We start from the raw sequence: 19,395 nt of genomic DNA, 5'->3' as shown, positions 1-19,395 counted from the left end.
GAAGCCGACGCCCTGACCCCGGACAATCCCTACGACGTCCACTCCCTGGACACCTCACACGTCGGGTTCCTCCTCCGCGCGGCGGAGGTGGCGGCCATCCTCGACCAGTCATCAGTCTGAGGACGATGACCCCTGCGGTCGCGCCGATCGGCTGGTGAACCGGCACCACGGCGCTCCACCAACAGCAGGGCTCTGAGATCCACGCAGCGCGGCAGGGCAGACCTGTCGCGCTGCGTGATGGTCCTCTGTTTTCGAAATCGTCTCAGGCATGCCTCGGTGCATTGCTGGCCTGCCGTCAATGGGGCTGTGGAGGGAGGGGGAGCGCCCACATCGATACAGTTGGGGAGGCATCGGGCGGGCCCTGGTCGAGTTCAGGACGAGGTGCCCGATGGCCGCTGACTTGGCCGCGCCGACGGTTTGGCGCTGAACGGGAGCGTAGAGGGGCATGGGGACGCTGTCTACGCGCACACCGCTGCTGAATCGGCATCGAGAGCGTGCTGAGCTGGACGGCCTGCTGGGGGACGTGCGCTCCGGACGAGGGCGAGCCCTGATGCTGCGAGGCCCGGCGGGCGTGGGCAAGTCGGCCCTGCTGCGGCATGCGGTGGGACGGGCAGCCGATATGCGGGTGGTCCGTACCGTCGGGGCGGAATCGGAGATGGAGTTGGCGTTCGCCGGCCTGCATCTCCTGCTCGCGCCGCTGCTGGACCGGATCGAGAAGCTGCCCGGCCCGCAGCGCGACGCGCTCGCGGTCGCGTTCGGGCTGCGCGAGGGGGACGCGCCCGACCGGTTCATGATCGGGCTGGCGGTGTTGACCCTGCTGGCGGAGGCGGCGGAGGAACGCGCCCTGCTGTGCGTGATCGATGATGCGCAGTGGCTGGACCAGTCGTCGGCCCAGGTGCTGGCGTTCGTCGCGCGGCGGCTGCTGGCCGAGCCGGTGGGGCTGATCTTCGCGGCGCGCGAGCCGGGCCGGCAGTTCCACGGGCTGGCGGATCTGGAGGTGCGCGGCCTGGCCAGGCAGGACGCGCAGGCGCTGTTGCGCTCGGTGGTCCGCTTTCCGCTGGACGAACGGATCAGGGACCGGATCCTGGCCGAGACGGACGGGAACCCGCTGGCGCTCCTGGAACTGCCGCGAGGGCTGAGCCCCGCGCAGCTCGCGGGCGGATTCGGGTTGGTGGAAGCCCAGGCGGTCCCGGCGCGGGTCGAGGAGGGCTTCCGTCAGCGGCTGGCGGCGCTGCCGTCCGAGACCCGGACGTTCATGCTGGTCGCGGCGGCCGAACCGACCGGCGACCCTGTGCTGATCCGGCGCGCGGCCGGGCGGCTCGGGGTTCCGGGTTCCGCGGTGGAGCCCGCGGAGGCCGACGGGCTGCTGGAGATCGGAGCGTGGCTGCGGTTCCGGCATCCGCTGGTGCGGTCGGCGGTGTACTCGGCCGCGTCGGGTGCGGAGCGGCGGGCGGCGCACGGGGCGCTGGCCGAGGCGACCGATCCCGCGTCCGACCCCGAGCGCCGGGCCTGGCATCGCGCGCACGCGGCGCTGGAGTCCGACGAGTCCGTGGCCGGCGAGCTGGAGCGGCTGGCCGGCCGGGCCCAGGTACGCGGCGGCATCGCGGCGGCGGCGGCGTTCCTGAGGCGCGCGACCGAGCTGACGCCTGATCCGGCCAGACGCGGCGCGAGAGCGCTGGCCGCGGCTCAGGTCGCCTTCGACGCCGGCGCCCCGGACATGGCGCTGGAGCTGCTCGTCTCCGCGGAGATGAGCCCGTTGACCGATCTCCAGAGCGGACGGGTCGCCTGGCTGCGGGCCCAGATCGTCTTCGCGCGCAAGCGCGGCGGTGAAGCTTTGCGGCCGCTGCTGGAAGCGGCCGATCGGCTGGCCCGCGTCGATGTGGGGCAGGCACGTGAGGCCTATATCGACGCCATGGGATCGGCGGTCTTCGCCGGCAGGCTGGGCGAACCCGGCCTCCTGCGAACAGTGGCGGAGGCGGCACGCACCGCGCCTGCGGGGCCGCCGCCGGCGAGGCCGGCCGACGCACTGCTCGACGGGCTGGTGGCACGGTTCGCCGAGGGCATCGGCCAGGGGGCACCGCCGTTGAAGCGCGTCCTGCGGACGTTCCGGCAGGAAGCCCGGCGCAATCCGGACGACAACATGCGCTGGCTTTGGCTGACCTACCTGGTCGCGGCGGACATGTGGGACGACGTAACCCTGCATGACCTGGCTGAGTACGCGGTCCAGGCGGCGCGCGAGATGGGAGCGCTCCACTTCCTTCCCCAAGCCCTCACCTACCGCGCCGCCGTCCACATCTACGCAGGCCAGTTCGATGCGGCCGCCACGTTGATCGAGGAATCCGACGCGATCCTGAAGGTGACCGGCAACTCCTACTTCGGCTTCGCCGTCACCCTGCTCCGGGCCTGGCGCGGAGGGGCCGATGCGCCGGCGCAGCTGGAGGCCGCCGCCGACCTGGCGAGCACCTGGGGTGAGGGACGGGCGATCAGCCAGTGCCTTTACATGAGTGCGCTGGTGCACAACGCTTTCGGCCGGTACCAGGACGCCCTGGACTATGCGGAACGGGCGTGCGGGCATGACGATCTGGGGGCCACCGGGTTCGCCCTCGTCGAACTGGTCGAGGCGGCCGCCTACAGCAAGGCCCCCGAAGCGGCCACGGCCGCGCTGCGGCGGCTCGAAGAACGCACCACAGCCGGCGGCACCGACTGGGCCCTCGGCGTGCTCGCCCGGTCGAAGGCGCTGCTCTCCGACGGCCAGGCCGCCGACCTGCTGTACCGCGAGGCCATCGAGCGTCTTCAGCGAAGCCGGGCCGCCGTGTACCTCGCCCGGACCCATCTGGTGTACGGCGAGTGGCTGCGCCGCGAGAACCGGCGCCTCGACGCGCGCGAGCACCTGCGCACCGCCTACGAGATGCTGCAGAGTTTCGGCGCCACGGCCTTCGCCCACCGCGCCCAACGCGAACTTCTGGTCACCGGCGAGACCGTCCGCAAGCACACCGCCGGCACGCCCGCCGGCGGCCTCACTCCTCAGGAGGGGCAGATCGCCCACCTGGCCCGGACGGGCCTGTCGAACCCGGAGATCGGCGCCCGGCTCTTCATCAGCCCGCGCACCGTCGAATACCACCTGAGCAAGGTGTTCACCAAGCTCGCCATCACCTCTCGCCAACAGCTCGCGGAGGCACTGCCCGACTTGGGCCACGACCGTGCGTGAGCCGCCTTGCTCAACCCCCGTCCCGCAGTCCCCCTCCACAACGGAGAACCTCACATGACCGAACAACAGCCCTGGCAGTGGGACGAGGAGACCTGGCGCGGCCACGTGGCGCGGGTTCGCGCCGGTCGCTCCCTGCACCCCGCCTCCTGGCCGGGAGGCGCCCGCGTCGCGGTCGCGCTCTCCTTCGACTGCGACCACGAGACGATCGCCCTGCGCGCCGGCGAGACCGGGCCGGGCAAGCTCGCGCAGGGCGAGTACGGCTCCCGCGTCGGCGCCCGCCGGGTGCTTCGCCTGCTGGAGCGCTTCGGCGCCCCGGCCTCGTTCTTCATGCCGGCGGTCTCGGCACTGCTGCACCCGGAGGAGGTCCGCGACTACGTCGCCGCCGGCCACGAGGTCGCCATGCACGGCTGGATCCACGAGAGCAACGCGCTGCTGGAACCGGCCGACGAACGCGACCTGGCCCTGCGCGCGGCCGACACCCTGGAGAAGCTGTCGGGCACCCGCCCGGTCGGCATCCGCACTCCGGCGTGGGACTTCTCCGACCACACCCTGGCCATAACGCGTGAGATGGGCCTGCTCTACGACTCCTCCCTCATGGCCGACGACGAGCCGTACGAACTGCTGGCCGACGGCGAGCCGACCGGCGTCGTGGAGATCCCGGTCGAATGGATCAGGGACGACGTGCCGTACCTGCTGCTGGAGTTCGACGGCATGCTGCGGGCGTGCCCGCCGCCGCGGGAGGTGGCGGGGATCTGGCGCGACGAGTTCGACGCCGCGCTCGACGAGCGCGGGCTGTTCCAGCTCACCATGCACCCGCAGGTCATCGGCCACCGCTCCCGCATGGCCGCACTGCGCGAGCTGCTGGAGCACATCGACGCGCAGAAGGGCGTCTGGTACGCCACCCACGCCCAGATCGCCCAGTACGTCCTGCAGCAGGACGCATGAACCCGGCGCACTTCGAATGCTGGCTAGCTCGCGTCGAGGTGGCCGAGCGGGACGGTGTCGAGCTGCTTGCGCGAGCTCACGTTGAGCTTGGTGAAGACCTTGCTCAGGTGGTATTCCACCGTCTTGGGGCTGATGAACAGCTGGGCGGCGATCTCGGGGTTGGACAGACCGTCCCGCGCCAGCCGGGCGATCTGCGCCTCCTGGGGGGTGAGGTCGCCGCGGGTGTCCGGGGTGCGCGTGCGCGCGGCCGCTCCGGTGGTCAGCAGCTCGCGGGCGGCTCGCCTGGTGAACGCCTGCATGCCGATGCCGGTGAACATGTCGTGGGCCTTGTGCAGTTGCGTCCGCGCGTCGGTGCGCCGCCCTTCGCGGCGGAGCCACTCGCCGTACAGCAGATGCGCGCGCGCCTGCTCGGTCCGGAAGCCGATACGGCCGAGCCGGTCGACCGCCTCCTGGTACAGGCGCTCGGCGGCTTCGCCGTCGCTGAGCAGCGCCTGGGACCGCGCGTAGACGCCCTGCGCCCAGTCGGTCCGGGCGATGCCGGTCGCCTCGGCGAGCCGGCCGAGCGCGTCCGTGGCCACCTGGGTCTGTCCACTCCTGCTTGCCGCCTCGATCAGCTCGGGGAGGGACCACATGGAGAAGTACAGTTCAGGCGCCGTTTCGGCGGCCTTCCGCGCCTGTTCCAGCGCCGCCTCAAAACGACCGAGCCCGTTGAGGAGGACGGCTGACACCCACTGCGCCATCTGGACCCCGTTACCCTGGCCCGCGGCCTGAGCGGCGGCGGCCGCGGCCTCGATCATCGGGGCGTCCTCGGCTTCGTCCCCCCGGTACCCGGCGAGGATCAACGCCGCGTGGCGGACGAAGCCGGCACCCGTCGCCGTGGCGAGCTCGTTCTCCTCCGCGGCCAGCGAGACGACCGCCGCGAGATCGCCGCGCCAGATCGCGATCACGGCCATCGGGCCCAGGTAGAGAGCCAGCTGGGTGAGCATGCCGGTCTCCCGGCAGATCTGGACGTCGCGGGCCAGAATCGCGCGCCAGTGCTCCTCGTCCCACACCAACGCCGCGGCTGCCAGCGCCACCCGGCTGTACTGCAGGCGCTCCGCCTGGGGAATGTCGTCTTCGGCGACGGCCCGCGCGGCCCGCCTCAGCGCGGGTGCCGCCTGTGCACGTCCCTCGGTGACCAGGAGGGACAGCCCGTCCACCAGCAGGTCCAACGGGCGCGGCTCGCCCGCGGGCGGCGGGGCGGACTGAGCGGCCCGGGAGACCTCGTGCAGATCGCCGGCGCCCGCGGACCGTCCGGCGTAAAGAGCGGCGAACCACGCGTCGAGGTAGGTCTGGCGCGCGAGTGCAACGTCCAGTGCTTCCAACTGCTTGGCCGCCTTCAGCAGCAGAGCGGGGGCATCGCTGCCCCGGCCGGAGGCGAACGCCAGCCGCCCGCGCAGCAGGGCGGCTCGGGCTTGCTGAAGTTCGTCCAGCGGTTCCACCTCCGCGCTGGCGAGCAGGTCCGCCGCCGTGCCCAGCGCACCGGCGTGGAAGCTCCCCTGTGCCGCCGCCAGGGCGCGCTCGCACCGCCGGGCGGGCTCGTCCGTCAGCTCGACCGCGCGCTGCAAGAACGCCGCCGCCGCGGCCACGGCGCCGCGGGCCTGCGCCCGGGCCGCCGCCAGCGCCAGCTCCGCGGCCACCCCCTCGTCGGGGCCGGGCGCCGCCGCCGCCAGGTGCCATACCCGCCGGTCCGGATCACGGCCGTGATCGATCACCTCGGCCAGCGCCCGGTGCGCCGCCCGCCGCTCCGCCGACGACGCCGCCGAGTACACCGCCGACCGCACCAGCGGATGCCGGAACCGCACCAGCGTCCCGGCCTGCAGCAGCCCGTCGGCCTCCGCCGCCTCCGCCGCCGAGGCCGGGATCCCGAGCCGTTCGGCCGCCCGCCAGATCAGCACCGGATCACCGGCCGCCTCCACCGCCGCGACCAGCAGCAGAGACCGCGTCTCGGCCGGCAGCGCCTCCACCCGGCGGCGGAAACCCCGCTCGATCCGCGTCGGCACCGCCTGCGCACCGGCCGGCCCGAGCCCGCCCTCCAACCGTGTCGGCCCCAGCCCCCGCGGCAACTCCAGCAGCGCCAGCGGATTGCCGTTCGTCTCCGCCAGGATCCGGGTCTGGACCGGCTCGTCGAGCCGGAACCGGACCACCGACCGCAGCAGCGCCCGGGCGTGCTGATCCGGTAGCCCCCGCACCTCCAGATCGGGAAGCCCCCGGTACTCCTCACCTGGCTCGCGCGCGGCGAAGACCAGCCCTACCGGCTCGGCCAGCAGGCGCCGAGCCGCGAACACCAGCGCCTGGGCCGACGCCCGGTCCAGCCACTGCACGTCGTCGACCACGCAGAGCAGCGGCCGTTCGTCCGCCGCCTCCGCCAGCAGGGTGAGCACCGCCAGACCGACCAGGAACCGCGCCGGCGCAGCCCCCTCCCGCAGCCCGAACGCCACACTCAGCGCGTCACGCTGGGGGCCCGGGAGCGTTTCGAGCCGGTCCAGCAGCGGCACGCAGAGCAGATGCAGCCCGGCGTAGGTCAGCTCCATCTCCGATTCCAGCCCGGCCGCCCGGACGACCCGCATGTCGGCCGCCGCGCCCACCGCGTACTCCAGCAGCGCCGACTTGCCGACCCCAGCCTCACCGCGGACCACCAGCGCCGACCCGCGCCCTGACCGCAGATCCTCCAGCAGGTCGTCGAGCGCCGCGCGCTCGGGCTCCCTGTCCAGCAACGCCGGCATCGGCCCAGGTCCCGTCCGCATGCCGTTCTCCCTACGCAGTCCAGAGCCAGGCCGACAGCGGGGGCCGAGCAAAGGGGGCCTCGAGCGGCCCTGACCGCCGGGGTCGGTGAATCCACGCAGGCCAAACCGCTCAGGAACAGGCTATAGCCCCACATATCCCTGTGGCTGTCGCGAGTCAGGGGAGTGCTCTGTCTTGGGTTGCGCCCAGGGATCTCGGGTGAGGTCGCGAAGCCAGACCTTGATGGAGGCGGCGATTTCGTGCTGTGAGCTGTCACGCGGCCAGCGCAAACTCGTCACCGGAACAACCGGGAGCCCGCAGGAACCAAGGGATGTGAACCCGCAGCTTCCGGTACGGGGTCCGCATCGGTCTGGCCGAGGTCCGCCGCACCCCGGCCCGGCCCCCTCGTTGCCGCGGAACGCGATCTCGGCATGCCTCAACGCGCTTGAGTCGAATGTCTACTTCTGAAGCGGTACAACCCGGATGGACCCTGCGGCCAGGCATCGCTGAGATGACACACCTGGCCCGACTTGCTTACCAATGGACGATCTTGTCGTTACTGTCGTACCCCAGGGTCGGCGACGCGGTCACCGGAGGTAACGATGCGGTCCGGACGGTGGATGCTCGTCGTCTGGCTGATCATCGGAGCGCTCGCTGCGGGACAGCGCCACTACTACGCCCGATTCGACGGCAGCTGCGCCAAGTCCGCCACGATCGGTATCACCCTGGTCTCCGGTCCGCTCAACTACATCGGCCTCAACCCCACCGCTTCCTGCAAGGTTCCAGAGCCGAGCAAGTGACGCGTCGGGCTTCACGACCGCGTCACCGTGAGGCTTCCCAGCGACATCAATGAGGCCGTCGATCCGGGTTGCTGGTACGGCCGGACATGGTCTTGCGCTGGCACCGCGACCAGGTCACCGGCAGGCACGCTGCCCGCCCGAAACCCAAGCGTCCGGGCTGGCCACCGACCGTCCGCTCCATCCGGCTGCTGGTACTGAGCTTGGTGCAGGGGGCATCGGCGGGCGCACCGCGAACTGCTGGTGCTCGGCGTCAAGGTCGCGCGCCGTGAGTTCCTCGACCGAATACTGATCAGGTCCTGCGGCCCGATAGGCCCGGAAGGTACTCCACCGTCCCAGTGGGTGCGCTTGCACGCGATGCCACGCTCGTGTCAGGCAGAGCCCGGCGCTTGGGCCTGGGCGCGACGCTCTCCTACTCGGTGCGTCGGCGCGGCATGTTTTTCGCCGTCATATTGGTGTGGGATGGCGGGGGTGTTGTCGGCGAGCACGACTCTCGTCACCTCCGGCGGCGCTTCTGGTGGCGGTGCTTGGAGGCGGAGCGCTGTTGCGGTGGCTTCTTACGGGTGGGCTGTTGCGGGGGATTGCGGCCACGGGAGCTGTTGGGGGTGCGGCCGCGGACGATGCCGATCAGTTCCTCCATGAGGTCGGTCGTCACGACCTCGAGCCAGGCCAGGCCGATCTGGGACTGAGGAGCGTCGGTCACGGTCCGGTAGGTGAGGTCTTTGCGGTGGTGGAGGCGGGCCAGAGACTGCGGGAGCAGCAGGACGCCGGCTCCCGACGCCACCAACTCGATCGCGCCGGCGGTGCTCTCAGGACGGGTGAAGGCAGGTTGCCCGGGGCGGTCGTCCCAGGTCAGGACATCGTCGAGTGGCTCGAGCACGTCCTCGTCGGCGAGATCGGCGAGCTGCACCTCCTCCACTGCGGCCACCGCGTGATCTTTTGGCACCACGACCACTGTCGTCTCCATGTACAGCGGGATCACATGGAGGGCCTCGCGGTCGACGGGCAGGCGTACGAACGCCGCGTCCACGCCACCGTTCCGCAGCAGGGGGACGACCTCGGCCGCCGGCATCTGCAGGAGGCGAAGCGGCACCTCCCGGACCCGCTCGGCCCACACCCCGGCCCACTTCCCGGGCGTCACCCCCGGCACGTAGGCCAGCCGGAACTCACCATCGGTCACTCCGCCACCCTAGTCGCGTCCAGGCGGTTCCCTTCCGCTGGCTACCCTTGGGGCATGGGCACGTCCAAAGCAAAGACCCCGCAGACCATGAAGTCCGCGACCGCGGCCAAGAAGCTGGGGATCCTGCTGTCGGCAGCACCCGCCGAGTTCCAGGAAGGTCCCGTCTCCCGGGACGAACTGAACGCGCTCCAAGCCGACCCGCCCTCGTGGCTGGCGGACCTGCGCCGTGAGGGCCCCCACCCCCGCCAGGTCGTCGCCGCCAAGCTCCGCGTCTCCGTCTCGGGTCTGGCCCGCGCCGGCATCACGGGCCCCCTCACCACGGCCGAGATCGAGAACCTGAAGGCTGAAAGGCCCGACTGGCTGGAACGCGAGCAAGCCGTCCAAGCCGAAGTCCGCAAGGAGGAACTCCGGCTCAAGCAGCAGCGCGCCAAGGCCTGACTCACGTGATGCCCCCGGCCGCCCGCGCCGCCGCGCCGCTGCTCGCGATGTAGGCCGCGTTGGTCAAGGTGCCCTGCATGGACGTGATTCTCAGCAAGCGCAGCGCCCCGAGGCCGCGCACACCTCATGCAGGCGGTCGCGCTCGGGCGGACGGCCATTACCTCGTCCATGGCGTGTTGGAGGCGGGCGGCGGCACGCATCGAGCCTGACTCTTGGTACAGATCAGGTTCCCGGCTGCGGGGGCGAGGGCGCCCAGCGGTCTGCCAGCAGCCTGAAGCTGGGCACATCATCGAGCGATATCGAGTATTCGTAGGTCCGTTCATAGCCGATGCCGCTGATGCGCCACCCGCCGTCCGCGCAGCGCCGATACGTCTCCTCGTAGAAGGCGGATCCGCGGATCAGCACCCGGAACGCCTTGGCGATGACGGTGTCCTCCAGGCACCAGGTGCCCTCGGCCCTGTCGCCGTCGACCCGGATCTCGGGTTGGCCCGCGAAGTGCACCGTGGTGATCTCGGGACCGAGGTTGCCGCGCATGTAGTCGACGATGGCATCGCGGCCTTCCAGGCGCAGCGGCTCGCCGACCGCGCGGGTCCCGTAGGCGCCCAGGGCGTCCTCGGTGAGGGTGTCGGCGAACCCGTCCGAGTCCTTCAGGTCCAGGCAGCGCAGGTAGCGGTACTTCACCTGACGGATCTCTTCCAGGGCGTTCAGATCCATGCGACGTAGCTTGCTCGACACCGCCGCCATTGACAAGAACGTGTTCTGATTCCCGAGGCGGCCCTGCCGCTCGGCGTTCGGCACGTCGGCCAGGATCCGAACCCAAGCTAGGGGCCGTGGTCGGCGGCGTGCTGGGGTGTGGTCGGCGCGGCCCTATGACGGGCCGTTGCGGAGCCACGCCAGGACTGCCATGACTCTGCGGTGGTCGTCGGCTGAGGGTGGAAGGCCGAGTTTGTCGAAGATCGCCGAGATGTGTTTCTCCACGGTGCCGGCGCTCAGGTCGAGGGCGCGTCCGATGGCGCTGTTGCGGCGGCCTTCGGCCATCAGCGCCAGGACGTCGCGTTCGCGCGGGGTGAGCTCGGCCAGGGGGTCGCGGCGGCGCCGGTGGGCGAACAGGGCCGCGACCACTTCGGAGTCCAGGACCGTTTCACCGGCGACGACGCGGGCCAGGGCGTCCGACAGTTCGGTGAGTTTGGCGACCCGGTCCTTGAGCAGGTAGCCGACCCCGCCACCGTCGGCCAGCAGGTCTTCGGCGTAGCTCTCCTCGACATATTGCGACAGCACCAGGATCGCGGTGCGGGGAAGGTCCCGGCGGATCCGCAGGGCCGCCTGGAGCCCTTCGTCGGTGAAGGTGGGCGGCATGCGCACGTCGATCACCGCGACATCGGGCCGGTGCGCGGCCGCGGCCTCGACCAGCGCATCCCCGTCGCCGACCGCGGCCACCACTTCGGCGCCCGTTTCCTGCAGGAGGCGCACCAGGCCCTCACGCAGCAGCAGCGAGTCTTCCGCCAGGACGATGCGCATCAGTGGTCTGCGAGCGGGACGACTGCGGTCAGCACGGTCGGGCCTCCGGGCGGGCTGGTGATGTCGAGCGTCCCGTCGACGGCGGCCAGCCGGTCGGACAGGCCGGCCAGGCCGTGGCCCTTGCCCTGGTGAGCGCCGCCGCGGCCGTCGTCGCGGACCTGGACGCGCAACGCTGTTTGGTCGGCGGCGACGACGACCGCGCATTGGGTCGCCTGGGCGTGCTTGGCGATGTTGGCCAGGGCTTCGGTCACGACGAAGTAGACGGTGTTCTCAGCGATGGCGGCGTAGCGTCGGCGGGGTAGGTCGACCTGCAGCGACACCGGAACCGGGCAGCGGCCGGCGGCTGCGGACAGTGCCGCCGCGAGCCCGCGGTCGGCGAGGATCGGCGGGGCGATGCCGCGGGAGAGGGCGCGTACTTCCGACAGCGCTTCGCGGCTCTGCTCGATCATGTCCTCGACCAGCGGCTTGGCGCGTTCGGGCGCGTCCTCCAGGCGTCGCGCGACGGTTTCCAGGTCCATGTTGAGCCGGACGAGGCGTTGCTGCGGCCCGTCGTGCAGATCCCGCTCCAGCCGGCGGAGTGTGTGGGCCTCGGCGGCGACCGCGCTGCGGCGACCCGCGGCGAGTTGCTCGGCCCGGGCCTTCAGCGCGGCGGTCTGGTTGGTCAGCAGCGCCCGCGACAGCGAGGTTTGCAGGGAGACGAGCCCGCGTACGACCGGGATGGCGGTGACGAGCAGCACGGCACCGACCCCGGTGTTGAACGCGATGTCCGCGCCGCGCGAGGAGATGCCGAACGCCAGATCGAGCACGCCGGTGTTGTCGCGGTCGCGCGGGATCGGCCATGACCATGCCGCGTACAGCAACTCCGCGACGCCGCCCACCGTCCAGGTGATCGCAAAGCAGAAGGTCGTCAGGCGGACCGGGAACGCCACCACCATGTAGGTCAGGTCGCGCCACGACTGGGGTTCGCGCACTGCGTGCAGCCAGCCGGTGAACCCGGCTTCCTCGGTGCCGCGGTAGTGGTGCGGGGGCAGGGCCCGCCCGGTCGCCCGCTCCACCTGGCGCCGTTCCAGCCGCGCGAACGCTCGCGCCGCGGCCAGCGTCCCCACGAGCACGGGCAGCCCCAGGAGGACGACCAGTGTCGAGGCGCCCGCGGCGAGACCGGCGATCGCGACTGCGAAAGCGGCGGCTCCCACCGGCAGGCCGGACAGCAGATACGCGAACTCGCGGCCGAACCGGCCAAGGGCACCGGACGGACGGGTGGTGGGCGGTGAAACCGCAGATGCTTCGCTCATCTCCCCAACCTCCCGGTTCCGACCCGCGCTGACCACGGGGTCCGCCCCGCGATCATGGTAGGGCAAACCCCCAGAAGGGTTACGATCCCGGACAGGCCAGCCCATCACCCCATCAGACCGGCGACTCCCGGCTCGCCACCTACCTCGGCCCGCGGGCCAGGAACAGTAGTGAGCTCGGATGCCGAGGACGAACGCGATGACGGAGCGATGGCCTCCGCGCTCGCGACCCTCTGGCCGAAGCCCGGCGACTCGCCATCGGTACAACCCGATCGCCGACACCATGGTGCGAGCGGATTGCGGGCCGCCGCGTCCGGTGAGGACGTGCCGCGTGGTCAGGGCGTCGCCGACGAAGACCGCGTCGGCGAGCGGGACGTGCACCGCCACGCTGCCCGGTGAGTGTCCCGGCATGCCCACGATCACCGGGGTGCCGGGCAGTTCCAGGACGTCGCCGTCGCTGATTTCGGTGACTTCGTTGAGGTAGCGGGTGCGCAGGCCGTTCTTGCGGATGGAGTACCCGAAGAAGCCGAGCGCCGGGCCGAGGCGCATGGGGCCGAGCGCTGTCTTGGGCCCTTCTCCGGTACGGGTGCGGGCCGCGTCGGCGGCGTGCACGAACACCGGGACGCCGTGGTCGCTGCGCAGGCGTTCGGCGAAGCCGATGTGGTCGGAGTCGCCGTGGGTGAGCACGAGCCCGCGGATGTCGTCGACGGACTTGTAGGGAGGTAGCTCGCCACGATGTCGTTGCCGAGACGGTGCAGGTGAGGTGCGAGTTTCATCGGGCTGTTTTCCTAAAGTCGACGCCGGTGGCTCTCATCGTTGAGAGGCCGGGGCCACTCGGGCCGGTACGAGGCGTCTTGGTTCAGTTGGGGGTTGTGCGGCGGTGGCGTGGCAGCAGTAGGCCGGCCGCCGCGATGGCCAGTGCGAGTCCGGCCGCGATGAGGAAGACACGGTCGTAGCCGGCGGCGAGGGCGACGGGGGAGCTTTCGCCGGCCTGCGTCCGGGTGGCGGCGGTGGCGAGCACGGCCAGGCCGAGTGATCCGCCTGCCTGGCTGGCGGTCTGGGCCAGGCCGCCGATGGTTCCGGCGTCGCGGTCGGGGACGTCGGCGGTGGTGGCGGCCATGAGGGTGGGGAAGGTCAGTCCGATGCCGGTGGCGATGAGCAGGGTGGGGCCGAGGATGCCGGTGAGGTAGCCGCTGTCGGTGTGGGTCTGCGCGAGCCAGCCGAACCCGCCCAGGAAGCAGGCGCTGCCGGCGAGGATCAAGGGACGTACGCCGGTGCGCGGCAGCAGCGCGGCGGCCGATCGCGCGATCAGCATGAACATCACCGCCGCGGGGGTCTGCCCGAGCCCGGCTTGGAGGGCGCCGTATCCGAGGACGTTCTGCAGGAACAGCGAGGTGAAGTACCACATCGCGATGGCGATCCCGCCGAACAGCAGCAGCATGCCGTTGCCGACCGCCACCCCGCGGATGCGCAGCAGCCGCAGCGGCATCATCGGGTGGGTGGCGAAACGTGCCTCCACCACGGTGAAGACGGCGAGCAGGAGCAGCCCCGTCACGGCCGGTGCGAGGACCGTCGGGGACGTCCAGCCGTGGTCGGTGCCGTGCATGATCCCGTAGATCAGCGCGGCCAGCCCCGCGGTGCCGGTGACGGCGCCGGCGATGTCGAGGGTCTCGCGCCGGGCGGTCCGGGTGCCGGGCAGCGCCCTCATGGCCGCGGCGATCAGTACGACGCCGATCGGCACGTTGATCAGGAAGACCCATCGCCAGGACAGGCCGGTGGTGAGGGCACCGCCGGCGACGGCGCCGGCCATTCCGCCGACACCGCCGGCGGCCGACCACGCGCCGAACGCGCGGGCGCGCCGGTGGCCCTCGGTGAAGCTGGTGTTGATCACGGCCAGTGTCGTCGGGGCCAGCAGCGCGGCTCCCACGCCCTGTGCGACGCGGGCCGCCACCAGGACCTGCGGGAGGGGCGCCAGGCCGGCGACCAGGCTCGCGGCGCTGAACAGCACCAGTCCGGCGGTCAGGGTCCGACGCCGGCCGAACAGGTCGGCGGCGCGGCCGCCCAGCAGCATGAAGCCGGCGAAGGTGAGCAGGTAGCCGTTCACCACCCAGGCCAGGCCGGCGGGTGTGAAGCCGAGGTCCCGGTCGATCGAGGGCAGCGCGACGTTCACGATGGAGGAGTCCAGGATCACCATGAACTGGCAGGCGCACACCAGCGCCAGGATCAGCCACGCGGGTCCGGTTCGTGCTTTGACATGGCCGCGGGCCATGGGGGCCGCGGAGAGTTGAGAGGTCACAAGAGTCTCCTGAAGGCGGGACGAGGTCGAGGTGGCGGCACCGCTCACGCGGTCTGGAGGCTCGTTTCGAGCCCGGCGGCTCCGGCGGCGTGGCTGCCCGTCAGCAGCCGCATCGTGATCTGGGCCAGCCGGCGTCCCTGGTAGCGGGCGGCGTCCAGCACCGCGGCCTTGAGGTCGTCCCCGGTCGGTCCGGTCACGGCGGAGGCGCCGTAGGGGTTGCCGCCGGCGGCGTACACGGCCGGGTCGGTGAATCCGGGCGGGACGATCAGCGCGCCCCAGTGGTAGAACACGTTGCCCAGCGACAGGATCGTGGCCTCGCTGCCGCCGTGCCGGTTGTAGGCCGAGGTGAAGGCCGTCACCGGCTTGTCGGCCAGGCCGCCTTCCTGCCACAGCCCGCCGGCTTGGTCGATGAACTGCTTGAGCTGCGCGGCCGCTGCGCCGAACCGGGTCGGCGTCCCGAACGCGAACGCATCGGCCCACGCCAGGTCCTCGACCGTGGCCTGGGCGATCCCGGCGGTGGCGTCGGCGTGCTCCCGCCACTGCGGGTTCTGGTCGATCGCGGTCTCGGGCGCCAGTTCGGCGACCCGCCGCAGGCGCACCTGGGCCCCGGTCGAGGCGGCGCCCTCGGCGACGGCCTGGGCGAGGGCGTGCACGGTGCCCGTGGCGCTGTAGTAGATGACGGCGACGTTCGCGGTCATGTCGGCTCCCTGACGGTTGCGTACAATTGGTTACGCGAATAACGTTATCTGCATAATAGTTATGCGCCTAACGAACTTGTCAAGGGAGTGCTCGTGGACTTCGACCAGGCCGACGCCGTCAACCAGGCCATCCGCCTGCTGAGCCTGCGCCACCGGGCCCGGATCGCCGAACTGCTGGCCCCGCTCGGGCTGCATCCCGGCCAGGAGGCGCTCCTGCTCGAACTCGCCCGGACCGGCCCGATGATCCAGGCCCAGCTCAGCGAGGCGCTCGGCGTCGAGCGTCCCAGCGTCACGCTCATGGCCCGCAAGCTCGAAACCGCCGGTCACATCCGGCGCAGCCCCGCCCCCGACGACCAGCGCGCCACCGTCGTCGAACTCACCGACGGCGGCAGAGCCCTGACCGACCAGGTCAAGCAGCTATGGTGCACCCTGGCACAGGAGACCCTCACCGGCCTGACCGCTCAGACGGTGACAGAGCTACCCGGCCTCCTCAAGACCCTGGCCGGCAACGTCGACACCCGGCGTCCTCGCCATCGCCGCACCCCAAGTGAGACACGGGCCCCAGAACCCCATCCCGAGCACCGCCCATAGGTCCCAGCACGGACGCTCGGCATGACGCGCACAGTCGAAATCACCGAGCCGACGCTGTGCTCGCCGATACCGGCATCCGGGTGGTGCTGCCCTGCGCGAGTTCGAGATCTTCTGCAACGAGCATCGGCCTCATCAGGGCATCGGCAACGCACGCCCGCTGAAGCCGCTGCCTCCACTGATCGTCGAACCAGACCAGATCGCCCACCTGCGTATCGGAAGAAGGCAGCGTCCGAGCGGCATCCTCAACGAGTACGATCACGCTGCTTGACCTGCGCGGACGAGGTTTTCGGCAACCGCAGCGACCACTTCGGCCGCGCAGTGTCGTGCGGCGTTGTCCTTGAGCGCGGCCGGCATCTTGGCCGCAAGTCCTTGCCGTCTGGGTAGGTGGCGACCAGGGTGAATTGAAAGAAAGCCTCTTCCAGTTGTTCGTAGTGGGCTTGCATCACCATTTCGTGGCGGGTGAATTCCGGCCAGTTGCGGGGCATATTGCTATTTTTGGCACCGAGCTCGGGACGCTCGGCGAGGGGGGTGATGTGGGCGTCGATCTCGTGCGAGCGTGGGTCCTGTCATCGGTAGGTCTCCAGGGTGCCGGTCGGGCGCACGTCCAGGGTGGTGCAGTAGAACGAGCCACGCGGCGAGGGTGCGCCAGAGGGCGGACGCGGCCGACGGCGGCGCCGCGGTCGCCGCGCTGGTAAGGACCCGAGTCGGCGGCCGCGCAGAGCAGTGTGAGCAGGTGGCCGAAGGGTGGACAAAGGCGCCGTTGACGCTGTCGCCGGGGCCGCGAACCTTTGAGGACAGGGCGGCGCCGGCTTCCAGGGCGGTGCCGTCGACGATGGCGATGTCGAGGGTGCGACCACCGCCGTCGAGTTCGCTGAGCGCAGCGCCGGCCAGGGTGTTCGGCTCGGTGAGTGGAGTTCCGGGGAGTGGGATGGGTGCGTCTTCGCTTCGGTAGAAGTGGGTGTTGCCGACGGGGGAGCCGCCACGTTCGGTGTAGTCCGGCATGTCATCGACACTCCAGCCGGCGGACTCCCAGGGCGGGATGCCGTACAGGGCCGGGTCGAGGCTCGGGTCGGTGCTGAGGTCTCCGCCGGCGAGTACGCGGGTGTAGGCGGTCAGTGGGCGACGCGGTTGCGGGGCGCGTACGGGGCCGACCTTCTCTCCCGGACACCGTGCCGGGTGAGGCTTGGTGCTGCTGCGGTCAGCGCACCAAGGGAAGGAAGATCGTGTCGATGATCTCTTCGAGGACGTGGTCGGGCACGGGGGCGAAGGTCGTAAGGAACTCGTGGCGCAGCAGGTCGAAGGGGAGGGACTTGATGCGTTCGGTGAGGCGTTCCGGGTTGATCTCGCCGCGGTCGACGGCGCGGTCGAAGAGTACGTCGACAGCTTCCTTGCGCCCTGTCGTGGAGGGGTCGAACAGGTCGCCGGGGCTGGTTCCGGTCTCTTGGTAGTAGCTGGCCAGGTTCACGCTCATGACGGTGACGAGCTGGAGGCGGGTGGCGCTGATCTCCCGCATGAGAGTGAGGACGTCCTCCCGCAGGCTTCCGGTGTCGGGAACGTCGAGGACGTTCTCCCGCAGGGTGTGGGCGATGGTCGCCCGGACCAGTTCGTCACGGTCGGGCCAGCGGCGGTAGAGGACCGGGGGGCTGGTGCCCGCGCGCTTGACGACGGCGTCCATGGTGAACCTGGCGTAGCCGTGGTCGGCGAGTTCTGCCCAGGCCGCGTCGAGCAGTGCCTTCTCCAGTGCCGCTCCGCGGCGTCGCTCGGCCATGGGAACCCCTCCGAATGTTTTAGATAGACTTGCCTATCTAACTCTAGCGGCCTACTCTGGCCCTCGTAAGATAGATTCCTATATCTTAGGGAGTGTCCATGAACGCCGACGGCACCAAGCCACCCCCACCGCCACCCCCATCGGCCACCGCAGACCGCATCGACCCGGCCCTGCGACGCCTGACCTTCACGTTGATCGTCGGCGCGCTCGCCGTCATCTTCGACACCACGATCATGAGTGTCGCCATCGACGGCCTCGCCGGGAAGCTGCACACTTCGCTCGCCACCACCCAGTGGGTGACCACCGGCTACCTGTTGGCCCTGTCCGCCACGATGCCGGCCGTCGGATGGGCCCAGTCGGTCCTGGGCGGCAAACGCCTGTGGATCGCCGGCCTGGGCATGTTCTTCATCGGGTCGCTGCTATGCGCCGCAGCGTGGAACGTCCAGAGCTTGATCGCTTTCCGGGTGGTCCAGGGCATCGGCGGTGGCACCATGATGGTGCTGATGTTCACGCTGGTCATGCAGGTGGCCAAGGGCCGTAACATCGGCAAGGCCATGTCCCTGATCACTGTGCCCACCGCCCTGGGCCCGATCAGCGGCCCGGTCATCGGCGGGGCCATCCTGCACCTGGGCGACTGGCGCTGGATCTTCCTGTTCAACGTGCCCTTCTGCCTCGTCGGCGGCTATCTCGCCTGGCGCAACCTGCCCGCGGACGGGCCCCAACCCGGTACCCGCACCCGCCTGGACGCCGTGGGCATGCTGCTGCTGTCCCCCGCCATCGCCGCCGTCATCTACGGCCTGACACAGCTCGCCGGATCCGACGGCCTGGCCGGCCTCAAGGTGGCACTGCCCCTGATCGGCGGTCTGGCCCTGCTCGTCGGCTACGTCTGGTGGGCGCTGCGCCGCGGACCGGACGCCCTGCTCGACATCCGGCTGTTCCGCCACCGTGCCCTGGCCTCATCCACGGCGCTGGTGTTCCTGACCGGCGCGGCCCTGTACGGGACCATGCTCCTGCTGCCGCTGTACTGGCAGCAGGTCCGCGGCGAATCCGCCCTGGGCGCCGCACTGCTGCTCATCCCGACGGGCGTGGGCGCCCTCCTGTCCCGCGCCCTGGCCGGCCGGTACATGGACCGCTTCGGCTCGCGTCCCGTCGCCATCGCCGCCTTCGTCCTCACCTTCGCGGCCACTGTTCCGTTCGGCTTCGTCACCGCCTCCACCAGCAACCTCGCGCTCATGGCCGTGCTGTTCGTGCGCGGCGTCGGACTGGGCGGGGCCATGATCGCGATCATGGGCGCCGCCTTCGTCGGGCTGGAGCCCCAGGAGTTCCCGGCCGCTGCCGGCATCAGCAGAGTCGCCCAACAGGTCGGCGCTTCCATGGGCGTCGCGGTCCTCGTCATGATCCTCCAGCGTGCCTCGGCCGGCGCCCACACCCCCGCCGCCCTGGCTTCAGGATTCGGCGACGCCTTCTGGTGGTCCGCCGCCTTCACCGCTGCGGCTGTGCCGCTCTGCCTCCTGCTGCCCGGCCGCCCCAGCCCCCAGCCGCAGGTCCACAACCCCACACCCGCCGAAGAGTCCACCGAAGTCTGAACGATCGGCGCGTCCCGGCCGGGGCGCCCCCAAACAGCACCTTGGCTCTCCAGGCCCGACTCGTCGCCGGCATCGCCGCCGGCGGCGGAAAGCCCCCGGGCAACCCTTCAACCAACCGGGAGCACCCCACCGAGGCCGCCGCAACCGGGTTCATGCCGAATCGGCCGGAGCCTTGTCCTGCAGGGCGTCCTGCAGGTCGCCGGATCGGGGTGTCGGTAAGCCGGTTCTGTCGCATATTCGGTGGTGACGGTCTGGTTTCGTGTTACCACGATAGGCCACGTGGAAGATTGATGATCTTGCGAGGTTGCCGTTCTCCTG

The 19,395-nt window shown here is 70.9% G+C and carries 16 protein-coding genes; 6 read left to right on the top strand and 10 right to left on the bottom strand.

The window, feature by feature from the left end:
• The first annotated feature begins 445 nt into the window (after window positions 1–445).
• Window positions 446–3,208 carry a helix-turn-helix transcriptional regulator gene (locus tag ABD296_RS36080; RefSeq protein ID WP_344277996.1) on the top strand — a complete coding sequence of 921 codons (2,763 nt, stop codon included), beginning with the start codon at window positions 446–448 and terminating at the stop codon, window positions 3,206–3,208.
• A gap of 54 nt (window positions 3,209–3,262) precedes the next feature.
• Window positions 3,263–4,153 (top strand): polysaccharide deacetylase family protein, encoded by an 891-nt coding sequence (locus ABD296_RS36075; protein WP_344277994.1) that lies wholly within the window; start codon window positions 3,263–3,265, stop codon window positions 4,151–4,153.
• Window positions 4,154–4,176: 23 nt separating this feature from the next.
• On the opposite strand, the gene ABD296_RS36070 is transcribed toward ABD296_RS36075, so the two are convergent.
• Window positions 4,177–6,939: a helix-turn-helix transcriptional regulator gene (locus ABD296_RS36070; RefSeq protein ID WP_344277991.1), complete on the bottom strand. Its 2,763-nt coding sequence runs from the start codon at window positions 6,937–6,939 to the stop codon at window positions 4,177–4,179.
• A gap of 579 nt (window positions 6,940–7,518) precedes the next feature.
• Between ABD296_RS36070 and ABD296_RS36065 the strand changes: the two genes are divergently transcribed.
• On the top strand, window positions 7,519–7,716 hold the full coding sequence (locus ABD296_RS36065; RefSeq protein WP_344277988.1) for a hypothetical protein: 198 nt from the start codon (window positions 7,519–7,521) through the stop codon (window positions 7,714–7,716).
• Between the two features lie 493 nt (window positions 7,717–8,209).
• On the opposite strand, the gene ABD296_RS36060 is transcribed toward ABD296_RS36065, so the two are convergent.
• Window positions 8,210–8,893, bottom strand: a complete 684-nt coding sequence (locus ABD296_RS36060) for a LysR family transcriptional regulator substrate-binding protein (protein WP_344277986.1) — start codon at window positions 8,891–8,893, stop codon at window positions 8,210–8,212.
• A 54-nt stretch (window positions 8,894–8,947) separates the two neighbouring features.
• Here ABD296_RS36060 and ABD296_RS36055 point away from each other — a divergent pair, with 54 nt between their 5' ends.
• Window positions 8,948–9,331 carry a DUF5997 family protein gene (locus ABD296_RS36055; protein WP_344277984.1) on the top strand — a complete coding sequence of 128 codons (384 nt, stop codon included), beginning with the start codon at window positions 8,948–8,950 and terminating at the stop codon, window positions 9,329–9,331.
• Window positions 9,332–9,553: 222 nt separating this feature from the next.
• On the opposite strand, the gene ABD296_RS36050 is transcribed toward ABD296_RS36055, so the two are convergent.
• The 5 genes from ABD296_RS36050 to wrbA form a co-directional block, all read right to left on the bottom strand.
• Window positions 9,554–10,129, bottom strand: coding sequence for a nuclear transport factor 2 family protein (locus ABD296_RS36050; protein WP_344277981.1), 576 nt, complete (start codon window positions 10,127–10,129; stop codon window positions 9,554–9,556).
• Window positions 10,130–10,198: 69 nt separating this feature from the next.
• Window positions 10,199–10,849 (bottom strand): response regulator transcription factor, encoded by a 651-nt coding sequence (locus tag ABD296_RS36045; protein WP_344277978.1) that lies wholly within the window; start codon window positions 10,847–10,849, stop codon window positions 10,199–10,201.
• Window positions 10,849–12,837: a sensor domain-containing protein gene (locus tag ABD296_RS36040; protein ID WP_344277999.1), complete on the bottom strand. Its 1,989-nt coding sequence runs from the start codon at window positions 12,835–12,837 to the stop codon at window positions 10,849–10,851. Before ABD296_RS36040 ends, ABD296_RS36045 begins: the two co-directional genes overlap by 1 nt.
• Before the next feature lie 160 nt (window positions 12,838–12,997).
• Window positions 12,998–14,434 carry an MFS transporter gene (locus ABD296_RS36035; protein WP_344277975.1) on the bottom strand — a complete coding sequence of 479 codons (1,437 nt, stop codon included), beginning with the start codon at window positions 14,432–14,434 and terminating at the stop codon, window positions 12,998–13,000.
• Between the two features lie 44 nt (window positions 14,435–14,478).
• Complete coding sequence (wrbA, locus tag ABD296_RS36030) at window positions 14,479–15,132, bottom strand: NAD(P)H:quinone oxidoreductase (RefSeq protein WP_344277972.1); 654 nt, start codon at window positions 15,130–15,132, stop codon at window positions 14,479–14,481.
• 93 nt (window positions 15,133–15,225) lie between these two features.
• Here wrbA and ABD296_RS36025 point away from each other — a divergent pair, with 93 nt between their 5' ends.
• Window positions 15,226–15,723: a MarR family winged helix-turn-helix transcriptional regulator gene (locus ABD296_RS36025; protein ID WP_344277968.1), complete on the top strand. Its 498-nt coding sequence runs from the start codon at window positions 15,226–15,228 to the stop codon at window positions 15,721–15,723.
• Between the two features lie 40 nt (window positions 15,724–15,763).
• Here ABD296_RS36025 and ABD296_RS36020 read toward each other — a convergent pair whose 3' ends face one another.
• The 3 genes from ABD296_RS36020 to ABD296_RS36010 all read right to left on the bottom strand — a co-directional run bounded on the left by ABD296_RS36020 (window position 15,764) and on the right by ABD296_RS36010 (window position 17,491).
• Window positions 15,764–15,928, bottom strand: coding sequence for a hypothetical protein (locus tag ABD296_RS36020; protein WP_344277965.1), 165 nt, complete (start codon window positions 15,926–15,928; stop codon window positions 15,764–15,766).
• A 37-nt stretch (window positions 15,929–15,965) separates the two neighbouring features.
• Window positions 15,966–16,208 (bottom strand): hypothetical protein, encoded by a 243-nt coding sequence (locus ABD296_RS36015; RefSeq protein WP_344277963.1) that lies wholly within the window; start codon window positions 16,206–16,208, stop codon window positions 15,966–15,968.
• 713 nt (window positions 16,209–16,921) lie between these two features.
• Window positions 16,922–17,491, bottom strand: coding sequence for a TetR/AcrR family transcriptional regulator (locus ABD296_RS36010; RefSeq protein ID WP_344277960.1), 570 nt, complete (start codon window positions 17,489–17,491; stop codon window positions 16,922–16,924).
• A 98-nt stretch (window positions 17,492–17,589) separates the two neighbouring features.
• Here ABD296_RS36010 and ABD296_RS36005 point away from each other — a divergent pair, with 98 nt between their 5' ends.
• On the top strand, window positions 17,590–19,077 hold the full coding sequence (locus ABD296_RS36005; protein WP_344277957.1) for an MDR family MFS transporter: 1,488 nt from the start codon (window positions 17,590–17,592) through the stop codon (window positions 19,075–19,077).
• Window positions 19,078–19,395: the final 318 nt, after the last annotated feature.

It is taken from the genome of Actinomadura napierensis (genome assembly GCF_039529375.1).
Lineage (GTDB): Bacteria > Actinomycetota > Actinomycetes > Streptosporangiales > Streptosporangiaceae > Spirillospora > Spirillospora napierensis.
The sequence above is the reverse complement of the archived record's forward strand: the minus strand, read 5'-3'. Positions and strand labels throughout refer to the sequence as shown.